At 69.9% G+C, this 11,252-nt stretch carries 10 protein-coding genes; 7 read left to right on the top strand and 3 right to left on the bottom strand.

Annotation, left to right across the window (positions count from 1 at the left end):
- The first annotated feature begins 228 nt into the window (after positions 1 to 228).
- The 5 genes from ACWD4G_RS28855 to yjfF all read left to right on the top strand — a co-directional run bounded on the left by ACWD4G_RS28855 (position 229) and on the right by yjfF (position 6,375).
- Complete coding sequence (locus tag ACWD4G_RS28855; RefSeq protein ID WP_451298430.1) at positions 229 to 1,329, top strand: LacI family DNA-binding transcriptional regulator; 1,101 nt, start codon at positions 229 to 231, stop codon at positions 1,327 to 1,329.
- Between the two features lie 147 nt (positions 1,330 to 1,476).
- Positions 1,477 to 2,484: an ABC transporter substrate-binding protein gene (locus tag ACWD4G_RS28860; protein ID WP_451298432.1), complete on the top strand. Its 1,008-nt coding sequence runs from the start codon at positions 1,477 to 1,479 to the stop codon at positions 2,482 to 2,484.
- A 155-nt stretch (positions 2,485 to 2,639) separates the two neighbouring features.
- A complete protein-coding gene (locus tag ACWD4G_RS28865) occupies positions 2,640 to 4,190 on the top strand; it encodes a sugar ABC transporter ATP-binding protein (protein ID WP_451298434.1) in 1,551 nt (516 codons plus the stop codon).
- On the top strand, positions 4,187 to 5,353 hold the full coding sequence (locus tag ACWD4G_RS28870; protein ID WP_451298436.1) for an ABC transporter permease: 1,167 nt from the start codon (positions 4,187 to 4,189) through the stop codon (positions 5,351 to 5,353). Before ACWD4G_RS28865 ends, ACWD4G_RS28870 begins: the two co-directional genes overlap by 4 nt.
- A complete protein-coding gene (yjfF, locus tag ACWD4G_RS28875) occupies positions 5,353 to 6,375 on the top strand; it encodes a galactofuranose ABC transporter, permease protein YjfF (protein ID WP_451298438.1) in 1,023 nt (340 codons plus the stop codon). The genes ACWD4G_RS28870 and yjfF overlap by 1 nt, the downstream gene beginning before the upstream one ends.
- 144 nt (positions 6,376 to 6,519) lie before the next feature.
- On the opposite strand, the gene ACWD4G_RS28880 is transcribed toward yjfF, so the two are convergent.
- Positions 6,520 to 7,521, bottom strand: a complete 1,002-nt coding sequence (locus ACWD4G_RS28880; protein ID WP_451298440.1) for a phosphotransferase family protein — start codon at positions 7,519 to 7,521, stop codon at positions 6,520 to 6,522.
- Positions 7,522 to 7,715: 194 nt separating this feature from the next.
- Between ACWD4G_RS28880 and ACWD4G_RS28885 the strand changes: the two genes are divergently transcribed.
- Complete coding sequence (locus ACWD4G_RS28885; RefSeq protein ID WP_451298442.1) at positions 7,716 to 8,129, top strand: hypothetical protein; 414 nt, start codon at positions 7,716 to 7,718, stop codon at positions 8,127 to 8,129.
- 113 nt (positions 8,130 to 8,242) lie between these two features.
- Here the strand turns inward: ACWD4G_RS28885 and ACWD4G_RS28890 are convergent, their stop codons facing one another.
- Positions 8,243 to 9,265 carry an NADP-dependent oxidoreductase gene (locus ACWD4G_RS28890; protein WP_451298444.1) on the bottom strand — a complete coding sequence of 341 codons (1,023 nt, stop codon included), beginning with the start codon at positions 9,263 to 9,265 and terminating at the stop codon, positions 8,243 to 8,245.
- Positions 9,266 to 9,401: 136 nt separating this feature from the next.
- Between ACWD4G_RS28890 and ACWD4G_RS28895 the strand changes: the two genes are divergently transcribed.
- A complete protein-coding gene (locus ACWD4G_RS28895; protein WP_451298446.1) occupies positions 9,402 to 9,839 on the top strand; it encodes a MarR family winged helix-turn-helix transcriptional regulator in 438 nt (145 codons plus the stop codon).
- A 153-nt stretch (positions 9,840 to 9,992) separates the two neighbouring features.
- On the opposite strand, the gene ACWD4G_RS28900 is transcribed toward ACWD4G_RS28895, so the two are convergent.
- Positions 9,993 to 11,183, bottom strand: coding sequence for a serine hydrolase domain-containing protein (locus ACWD4G_RS28900; protein WP_451298448.1), 1,191 nt, complete (start codon positions 11,181 to 11,183; stop codon positions 9,993 to 9,995).
- Between the last annotated feature and the right edge of the window lie 69 nt (positions 11,184 to 11,252).

Raw genomic sequence — 11,252 nt, forward strand, 5'->3', positions numbered from 1 at the left:
CCAAGGAGGTACGAGCGTCGTGCGAGCGGTGCCCCAACTCGTCTTCCCCGCAGCTGCCGTGGGCCTTTCCGGGACCCGGGCGCGAACCGGAACACCGGAACGGACGACCGGGACCCGGGAGTGACGCCGTTGACGCCGAACCACCGGTCACCGGCGGGGGCGTCGTCGGCGAACGGCACGCGGGACCCACAGGACTTATCGGCAGTCGACCGCCAAGGAGGTGCGGCCGTGACCCACTCACCGCTCCGGCCGCCCACCATGGCCGATGTGGCACGCGAGGCCGGGGTGTCGCACCAGACCGTCTCCCGGGTGCTGGGGGACCACCCCAATGTGCGGGAGGAGACCCGGGCCAAGGTGCAGCGGGTGATCGAGGAGATGGGCTACCGCCGCAACTCCTCGGCACGGGCCCTGGCCACCCGGCGCACCCGCACCCTGGGCGTCGTTGCCTGCAACACCACGCTCTACGGCCCCGCCAGTACGCTCTTCGCGCTGGAGGAGGCCGCCAGGGCCGAGGGATACCTCGTCTCGACGGTCACCCTGCGCAAGCTGACCGTTCAGACGCTGTCCGAGGCCCTGGACCACCTCAGCGAGGGCGGCGTGGAGGGGGTGATCGCCATCGCCCCGCAGCGCTCGGCGGTCGACGCCCTCGCCGGACTGGGGCACCCCTTCCCGGTGGTGGCCGTGGGCACCGGCTCCGGCGTGGAGATCCCCAGCGCCAACGTCGACCAGTACCTCGGCGCACGGCTGGCCACCGGCCATCTGCTCGCCGCGGGCCACCGTACGGTCTGGCATCTCGCCGGACCCGAGGACTGGCAGGAGGCCAACGACCGGGCCGCCGGCTGGCGGGCCACCCTCGAAGAGGCCGGTGTGGAACCTCCGGCGCCGCTGAGGGGTGACTGGAGCCCGCTGTCCGGCTACCGTGCGGGCCAGGAACTGGCCGGCTGGGTGGGCAGGGGGCTGACCGCCGTCTTCGTCGCCAACGACCAGATGGCACTGGGGGTGTTGCGGGCCCTGCGCGAGGCGGGGGTGCGCACTCCCCAGGACGTGGCGGTGGTGGGCTTCGACGACATCCCGGAGTCGGAGTTCTTCGCCCCACCGCTCACCACGGTCCGCCAGGACTTCTCCGCGGTGGGCCAGCGGGGCATCGCCCTGCTGCTGGATCTGATCGAGGGCAGGACCCCCTCCGGATCGGACCGCATCGCCATCGAGCCCCAACTCGTCGTACGCGCCAGCACCTTCCCGTACCACCCGCTGCCGGGGGCCTCTCCCGGCGGCCCACTGACGGGGACCGTTCCCCGAGATCCTCTGCCGGGGCCCGCCCCCGGCTGAGCCGCCCCCTATGTTCCACCCGTTGTCAGGCACCCAACAGCACGGCCGAAATCTCGAACAATGATCGACAGGCTGGACGCAGTGCGGCCGGTCCCCATGAGTACCAGCGGGTCCCACCCCGGGCCGGCTCTTCAAAGGAGAAGACACATGCTCAACAGACGGAACTTCCTCACCGCGGCGGTCGGCGTGGCGGCGGCGGCCGGTCTCTCGGCCTGCGCCAAGGAGGACGAGGGCTCGACCGGTTCCTCCTCGTCCGGCGGCAGCAAGGCGATCACCCTCGGCTTCTCCCAGGTCGGCTCCGAGAGCGGCTGGCGCACCGCCAACAGCGACTCGGTGAAGTCGGCCGCCAAGGAGGCCGGTTACACCCTGAAGTTCTCCGACGCCCAGCAGAAGCAGGAGAACCAGATCTCGGCGATCCGCAGCTACATCGCCCAGAAGGTCGACGTCATCGCCTTCTCCCCGGTGGTCGTCACCGGCTGGGACGCCGTGCTCAAGGAGGCCAAGGCCGCCAAGATCCCGGTGATCCTCACCGACCGTTCCGTCGAGACCTCCGACGAGTCCCTGTACGTCACCCTGGTCGGCTCCGACTTCACCGACGAGGGCCGCCGCGCCGCCAAGATCCTGGAGAAGGTCCTGGAGAAGGCCGGCCACAAGGGCGCCGTCAAGATCGCCCAGCTGGAGGGCACCACCGGTGCGGCCCCCGCCATCGAGCGCGCCAAGGGCTTCAAGGAGGTCATGGACGCCGAGCACAAGGACGACTGGGAGATCGTCGTCACCCAGACCGGTGACTTCACCCGCGCCGGCGGCAAGCAGGTCATGGCGGCCTTCCTGCAGTCCAACCCGGACATCAACGTCCTCTACGCCCACAACGACGACATGGCCATCGGCGCCATCCAGTCCATCGAGGCGGCCGGCAAGAAGCCCGGCGAGGACATCCTCATCGTCTCGGTCGACGGTGTGAAGGACGGCTTCGTCGCGATGTCCGAGGGCAAGATCAACGCCATCGTCGAGTGCAACCCGCTGCTCGGCCCCCAGCTGATGGAGGTCGTCCAGACGGTCCACGACGGCGGCACGGTCGAGCGCTGGATCAAGACCGAGGAGAGCGACTTCATGCAGGACCAGGCCAAGGACGCCCTCCCGACCCGCAAGTACTGACCGACCCACCCTCCGGCAGGGAGCCCCCGCACGACCGGCCTTCCGGTCCCGTGCACAACCGGTCTCACGTCCGGTGCGCGGACCCGGTCTCACGTCCGGTCCCGGGGCTCCCTGCGGGCCTGATCGAATCCATGCATTCCATGAGGAGCGCTGCCATGGCAGAGCCGCTGCCCGTCCTGGAGATGACGGGCATAGTCAAGGAGTTTCCGGGGGTACGGGCTCTGTCGGGCGTCGACTTCCGGCTCTTCCCCGGCGAGATCCACGCTCTGATGGGCGAGAACGGCGCCGGAAAATCAACATTGATCAAGGTGTTGACCGGGGTGTACTCCCTGGACGGCGGCACCATCAACCTTGACGGGGAGTCCGTACGCTTCGCCAGCCCCCTCCAGGCGCAGCAGGCCGGGATCAACACCGTCTATCAAGAGGTCAACCTCTGCCCCAACCTCTCGGTGGCGGAGAACATCTTCATCGGCCGTGAGCCCACCCGCTTCGGCCGCATCCAGTGGAAGCGGCTGCGCAAGGAGGCCGCCGAGCTGGTCGACCGCCTCGGCCTCGACATCGACGTGACGGCCCCGCTGTCGTCGTACCCGCTGGCCGTGCAGCAACTGGTCGCGATCGTACGGTCGGTGAGCACGGGCGACGGCGCCGGCGAGGGCGGCAAGGGCGGCGCGGCCACCAAGGTGCTCGTCCTCGACGAGCCGACGTCCAGCCTCGACCGTGACGAGGTCCTCGAACTCTTCCGCCTCATGCGGCGGTTGAAGGACGAGGGCGTGGCGATCCTGTTCGTCTCCCACTTCCTGGACCAGATCTACGAGATCTGCGACCGCATGACGGTCCTGCGCAACGGCACGCTCGTCGGCGAGCACATGGTGAGCGAACTCGACCAGGTCGGGCTCATCCAGCTGATGATCGGCAAGGAGCTGGACAAGCTGGAGGAGCTGCACGAGCACCAACTGCGCGCGGACGTCGGCGAGACCCTGCTCCACGCGGACGGCCTCGGCCGCACCGGCGGTATCGACCCCTTCGACCTGGAGATCAAGAAGGGCGAGGTCGTCGGTCTCGCGGGCCTGCTCGGCTCGGGCCGCACGGAACTCGCCCGCCTCCTCTTCGGCGCCGACCAGCCCGACAGCGGCAAGGTCACCGTGGGAGGCAAGCAGGTCCCGATGAACGCCCCGAACGACGCGATCGGCGCGGGCGTGGCGTTCTGCTCGGAGAACCGCAAGACCGAGGGCCTGGTCCCCGAACTGACGGTCCGGGAGAACATCATCCTGGCCCTCCAGGCGTCCCGGGGCTGGACCCGGCCCATACCGGCCGCCCAGCGCGACGAACTGGTCGCCAAGTACATCAAGGCCCTCGACATCCGCCCCGCCAACCCCGAGGCCCGCGTCGGCCAGCTCAGCGGCGGCAACCAGCAGAAGGTGCTGCTCGCCCGCTGGCTGATCACCCAGCCCAAGCTGCTGATCCTGGACGAGCCCACGCGCGGTATCGACGTCGGCGCGAAGGCCGAGATCCAGAAACTGGTCGTCTCCCTCTCCGAGGAGGGCATGTCGGTCCTCTACATCGCGGCCGAGCTGGAGGAGGTCCTGCGCCTCAGCCACACCATCGGAGTCCTGCGCGACCGCAAGCTGGTGGCCCGCCTGACCAACGGGCCGGAGATCACCACCAGCAAGATCCTGGAGACCATCGCGAGCGGAGAACACCAGTGAGTACCCCATCCGCGGCCCCGACGCCCACGACGTCCCGTTGGCGAGCGCTCACGGCCCACCACCTGTTCTGGCCGGTGGCGGTCCTGGTGGCCCTGCTGCTCGTCAACGTCCCCTTCACCCCCGACTTCTTCTCGATCAAGATGACGGACGGCCACCTCTACGGCAGCCTCGTCTCGATCGTCCTGTTCGGCTCGCCCCTGATCCTGGTGGCGGTCGGCATGACCCTGGTCATCGCCACCGGCGGCATCGACCTCTCCGTGGGCGCCGTCGTCGCCATCACCGGCGCCCTGACCTGCTCGTACATCAGCGACCAGGCCGACCAGAACGCGCTCGCCGGAGTCTTCCTCGCCATGGGCATCGGCCTGGTGGCGGCGGTGGTCTGCGGCCTGTGGAACGGCTTCCTGGTCGCCCGGATGGGCATTCAACCCATCATCGCCACATTGATCATCATGGTCGCGGGCCGAGGCGTCGCCCAGTTGATCACCGACGGCCAGATCATCACGATCAACAGTGAGCCGTACAAGTTGATCGGCGGCGGCTACTGGTTGACGCTGCCGTTCTCGATCTTCGTGGTGGCCGTGGTCGTGGCCGTCACCGTGGCCCTGACCCGCCGCACCGCCCTCGGCCTGCTGGTCGAGTCGGTCGGCGGCAACGCGGAGGCCAGCCGCCTCGTCGGCATCCGCTCCCGCCGCATCAAGATCATGGTGTACGTGTTCTGCGCGCTGTGCGCGGGCATCGCGGGCCTGATGATCAGCTCCAACACCTCGGCGGCGGACGGCAACAACGCCGGCCTGTGGATCGAGCTGGACGCGATCCTGGCGGTGGTCATCGGCGGCACCTCGCTGCTGGGCGGCCGCTTCTCGATCGGCGGCACGGTGATCGGCGCCCTGGTCATCCAGACCCTGACCACGACGATCTACACGATCGGCGTGCCCACCCAGACCAACCTGGTCTTCAAGGCCGTGGTCGTCATCATCGTCTGCCTGCTCCAGTCCCCGAAGTTCCGCGCGAAGGTCTTCGGCGCGAGGTCCGGCAAGGGCGCCGGTACCGGCTCCGGCTCCGGCGCCGGCGCGACGAGCGGCGCCACGGCCGCCGCCGTCGCCGCCCCGGCGAAGACCGCCACGACGCCCGAGGCGACCGCCCCGAAGATGGAGGTGTCGTGATGAGCGCGACCACCCAGACCCCCACGGCCCCGGACAGCTCCGCGACGTCGAAGCTCACGCGGTTGCTGGGCGACCGGCGGCTGCCCGTCCTGGTGACCGCCACGCTCTTCCTCACGATGTACATCGCGGGCCTGAGCCGCTACCAGAACTACGGCTTCGCCGAACCGCAGGTCTTCCTGAACCTGTTCATCGACAACGGCTATCTGCTGGTCGCCGCCGTCGGTGTCACCTTCGTCATCCTGTCCGGCGGCATCGACCTGTCCGTCGGCTCGATGATCGGCTTCACGACGATGTTCACGGCCTGGCTGGTGGAGCGCCAGGGGGTGCCGCTGCCGCTCGCCGTTCTCCTCGCCCTGGGCGTGGGAGCGTTCGGCGGCTTCCTGATGGGCTATGTGATCCACAACTTCGAGATCCAGCCGTTCATCGTGACCCTCGCCGGGCTCTTCCTCTTCCGCGGACTGTGCCTGGTCATCAGCAAGGAGTCGATCTCGATCAGCGACTCCTCGGTGAGCAGCCTGGCCCAGACGCGGGTGTCGCTGGGCCTCGGGGAGCTGTCGATCGGCGCGATCGCGGCCCTGGTCGTCATCGCCGTCGCGTTCTACGTGCTGCACTACACCCGCTTCGGCCGCCGGGTGTACGCCATCGGCGGCAGCGAGCAGTCCTCCATGCTGATGGGCCTCCCCAGTGGCGGCACCAAGATCGCCGTCTACACGGTGAGCGGCTTCTGCTCGGCCCTGGCCGGCCTGCTGTTCATGCTGTACATCCAGTCCGGTGACCCGCTGCACGCCGTCGGCATGGAACTCGACGCGATCGCCGCGACCGTCATCGGCGGCACGCTCCTGACGGGCGGCGCCGGTTACGTCATCGGCACCCTGTTCGGCGTCCTGGTCCTGGGCCTGATCAAGAGCGTCATCCAGTTCGAGGGCACCCTCAGCTCCTGGTGGACGAAGATCGCGACGGGCGTTCTGCTGTGCGCGTTCATCCTGATCCAGCGGGCGATGACGGCTCGTAAGCAGACCTGACCCGAGCAGGCCCCAGTAGGTCGAAGAGACCCCCGGTCCCCGAGAGGCCCGCCGCACGCTCCCCGTGCGACGGGCCTCTCGGCGTTCGCCCAACCCCGGACCGTGGGCGAGGGTCGTGACGAACATGGCGGCGCGCCCAGGTGTTCAGTCGCGCACCAGTTCCAGTGCCTGCCTCAGGTTGTGCTCGGCGATGTCCGCCATGAACGCGCGGTCGGGGAAGTCCCCGTCGAGCAGTCGCAGGGGGCCCGCCGTCAGGGAGAGCCGCTGGGCCAGCGTGTAGAGCGCGAGGCGGTCCTCGTCGAGTCCGTCGGCCTTCAGCGGCCGATAGGCCTCGTGCAGACGGATGCGCAGAAAGACGTGCTCCCACTCGACGTCGAAGTACATCGTGCCCTCGATGTCGATCACGACGGGGTTGCCGTCCGCGTCCACCAGCACATGGTCGGGCCCCAGTTCGCCGTGGACGAGCGCGTACTCGGCGCGTGGCCGCACCGCTGCCGCCAGGGCGGTCAGCCGCTCCGCCAGCCGGTCGCGGGCGCCCGCGATCCGTGGATCGCGCGCCGCCGCCTCGGCGAGGTCCCGCAGCGCACGCTCCAGGGCGACGCCCTCGCACGACGTCCCGCGCGAGACGCCGCCCCCGTCGACCACGGCCACCTTGCCGTACGCGGGTGCCCGATGGCGCCGCATCGCCTCCAGCGCCGCCGCGAGCCGGTCCATGACCGGGGCTGCGGCGCGCGGGTCGCGCGCGAGCAACCGCTCCAGGTTCTCACCCCGGAGATCCTCGACGATGGCGAGATCGGCCGGGCGGTGGGTGCCGTCGCGGTCGGCGAGCCGGTCGACGAGCCGGAGTTCCGGGACGCGGACGCCGAGTGCGTCCAGTCGCGCGTGCGCGGCCTCGAACAGGTCCAGTCCGAGGCCGGGTGAGAACGGGTCGGTGAGGTCGTCGTCGCCCTCGGCCGCCGGCCAGTAGTTCTCGTCGTCGTCCCAGAGGTAGGCGATCGCCGTCGTCGCGTCGTCCATCACCAGGCGGTACACGCCCTTCTTGGAGCCGCCCGAGACCCGCTCGACGGCCTCCAGCCGCCGCCCGCCCCCCGACGCGGCCCGTGCCGCCCCCGCCAGCCGCTCCCGCGTCACAGCCCTGGCCGCCATGCCCCGTACCGCCTCTCCGTCGTGTGCCGGTGTGTGAAAGTGATGTGCAAGTGTGCGTGAAAGTTCAAGTATTAATTTGAAGGGTTGGTGGGGCAGCCGGTTTCCGTGATCACTTACGCACTAGCGCGCTCTAGCGTGGAGCCGCTGTCCGTAATCCAGCGACAGCGCAAGCAAGAAAGAGAAGAGAAGGCTCCATGCGTCTTGCCTCACCCCTCTCCGCCCTCCCCGTCAGGCCCGGCCGGGCGTTCGCCGGCGGTGCCCTGCTCGCGGTCGGTGTCCTGGTCACCGGCGTCGGCAGCGCCCACGCGGCCACCTCGGGAACCGCCACGTCCGGCGCCAACTACACCTGTGTGTCGAGCGGTTGCGGCGCTCCGGGGCCCGGCTCGGTGCCCCGGGACGAGATCGTAGGCCCCGACGCCTCGGGTCAGGCCGGCCCCGGCTCGATCCAGGCCAAGCAGCGCCCGGTCCAGATCAGCTGCAAGACCACTCAGTCGGGCCTCGGCACGGTGTACCGCCTGACCGTCAGTGAGTCCGGCTGGAGCGGCACCTGGGACGTGGCCAGCTCGTCCGTCACCGGCGTCAACTCCGGTTCCGTACCGACCTGCTGACCGTGTAACACCCCCCAACGGCGGAGGCCGCACCCCCTTGGTTCAGGGGTGCGGCCTCTGTCGTACGCGGCGAACGCGGCGAAGCCATTTCAAACAGCCTCAAACGGCCCGGCTCAAAGCTTGACGATCATCTTGCCCGTGTTGTCGCCGCGCAGGACGCCGAGGAAGGCCTCCAGGTTGTTCTCGATGCCCTCGACGACCGTCTCGCGGTACTTGAGGGCGCCGGAGGCGATCCAGGGGCCGACCTCCTGGACGAACTGGGGCTGGAGGTCGTAATGGTCGCCGACGAGGAAGCCCTCGATGCGGCCCCGGGTCTGGATGAGGCGGGCGAGGTTCTTGGGGCCGGGGGCGGGCTCGGTGTTGTTGTAGACGGAGATCATGCCGCAGACGGCGATACGGCCGTCGCGGTTGAGCCGGCCGATGGCGGCCTCCAGGTGGTCGCCGCCCACGTTGTCGAAGTAGACGTCGATCCCGTCGGGAGCGGCCTCCTTCAGCTGCTCGCTCACCGGGCCGTTCCTGTAGTTGAAGGCGGCGTCGAAGCCGTACTCCTCGACCAGCAGCTTCACCTTCTCGTCGGAACCGGCGGAGCCGATCACCCGCGAGGCGCCCTTGAGCCTGGCTATCTGGCCGACCTGGCTGCCGACCGCACCGGCGGCGCCGGAGACGAAGACCGAGTCGCCCTCCTTGAAGGAGGCGGTGCGCAGCAGGCCCGCGTACGCGGTGAGGCCGGTCAGGCCGAGGACGCCGAGGTAGGCGGAGAGCGGCGCCGCGTCCGGGTCGACCTTCACGGCCTGCTTGGCGTCGAACCTGGCGTACTCGCGCCAGCCGCCGAAGTGCAGCACATGGTCGCCGACGGCGATCCCCTCTGCCTCGGACGCCACGACCTCGCCGACCGCACCGCCCTGCATGGCCTTGCCCAGCTCGAACGGGGCCACATACGACTTCGCCGCGCTCATCCGGCCGCGCATGTACGGGTCCACGGACAGGTACTTGTTGCGTACGAGGACCTCACCGTGACCCGGCTGCCGGATCTCCTCCTCGACCAGGGCGAAGTCCTCGGGCTTGGGCCACCCGACGGGACGGCTCAACAGGTGCCAGGCGCGGCTGGTGGCGGGGAGGGCGGGGGTCTCGGACATGGGGAGGGACCTTCCTGCGGATGTGTCGACCGACGTATGCGTCATCACGCAACATACCGTGCGGTTAATTCAGTACCTGAAACAACCATGCGCCTGAATATTTCATGTTGTCAAGTAACGGGGTACGCTGGAGCGCATGCCCACGCAGAAGACGACCCCCCGCATGGACCCGCTGACCCTGGAGGTCGTCGAACTCATCGGCACGGTGGTGGCCCGCTATCACGAGGAGTACGAGGACGCCGCCGCCGAGCACGCCCTCACCGGCGCCCAGGCCCGCCTCCTCGGACTGCTCTCCCTGGGGCCGCTGCCCATGCGGCAGCTCGCCCAGAAGCTGCGCTGCGAGCCGTCGAACGTCACCGGGATCGTGGACCGGCTGGAGGGGCGGGGCCTGGTCGAACGGCGCCCCGACCCCAACGACCGGCGCGTCAAGCTGGCCGCCGCGACCGCCGAGGGCCGCAAGGTCGCCCGCAGCCTCCGCGACTCCCTGGACTTCGCCCGCGAGCCGCTGGCGGGGCTGTCCGACCGCGAGCGGGAGTCGCTGAGGGATCTGCTGCGGCGGATGCTGGAGGCGTAGGGCGGCGGGCGGGGGAATCGGCCGGACCGCAATCCCTGGGGTGCCCGTGACGCCCATCGGTGCCGTTCGTTGCATACGACGGAGTCCGCACCCCTGGACGTAGGGTGCGGACTCCGTTGTGCCGGGGGGAGGGGGGAGGCGCGGCCGGGCCCCTCAGGTGGTCAGGGCCGCCGAGTGCACCGCCCGTACCAGCCCCGTGTTCTCCGGTGCCGCGCCGCCGGGGAAGGACATGCGGCGGCGGGTGTAGCCGTAGGCGAGGCCGCTGCGGGGGTCGGCGAAGGCCTGGGTGCCGCCGGCGCCGCTGTGGCCGATGGCGCCGGCGCCCAGGAAGGGGTACCAGTTCTCGGAGGTGGCCTGGAAGCCGAGGCCGTACGCCTTCGGGGCGCGGGCCACCAGGTCGTGGCCGACGGAGTGGATCTGGCCGAACTCGGCGAGGGTGTCGGGCTTCAGCAGCGGCGGACGGTCGTCGAGGGTGCTGATGATCGCCGCGTACATGCCCGCCAGTCCGCGTGCCGACGCGACACCGCCCGCCGACGCCTGGCCGTTCGCCCGTACCGTCCGCGCGTTGGGGAAGTCCGTCAGCTCGCCCGACCCCGGCACATGGTCGTTGAAGGCGATCGACGACAGCGTGTGCGGGCCCTGCGGCACCGCGTCCAGCTCGGCCCGCTGGGCGGCGGTCGGCGTCATCGGCTGGACGCTTCGGAAGCGCGGCTCCTGCTCGGCGGGCAGACCCAGATAGAAGTCCAGCCCGTACGGGGCACGCACCCGCTCCTCGTACACCTCCCGCAGCGTACGGCCCGTCGCCCGGCGTACGACCTCTCCGGTCAGCGCCCCGATGACCAGGGCGTGGTAGCCGAACGCGGTACCCGGGCGCCAGAACGGGCGCTGCCCGGCGAGGCGTTCGGCGATCAGCCGGTCGTCGACGATCTCCGCGTCCGTGAACCCGGCGTCCAGCCCGACGAGCCCCGCCCGGTGGGCGAGCAGTTCCCGCAGCGTCACCGCGCCCTTTCCCTCGGCCGCGAACTCCGGCCAGTAATGGGCGACTTCACGGTCCAGCTCCAGCACCCCGTCCTGGACGAGGAGGGCGACGACCAGATGGGCGGCGCCCTTGGTGGACGAGAACACCCCGTACAGCGAGTCCGCGTCCGGCCCCGGCACGGCGTCCAGCTGCCCGTCCGGGGCCGCCCACAGGTCGACGACCCGGCGGCCGTGCACATACGCCGTCAACTGGCCCTCGTAGTCGGCCCGTTCGGTCTCCACGAAGGCCGTGAACCGCTCCCGCACCGTCTCGTAGCCCTCGGCGACGGTGCCGTGGACGGTGACCGTCCGGCTCCCCTCGGTCATACGCGCTCCCACTGGTCGAGTGTTCTGTCCGTAGGTCGGTTGTTCGGTGCGTTCGTTGTTCGACGGTCG

The organism is Streptomyces sp. NPDC002643 (genome assembly GCF_053592555.1).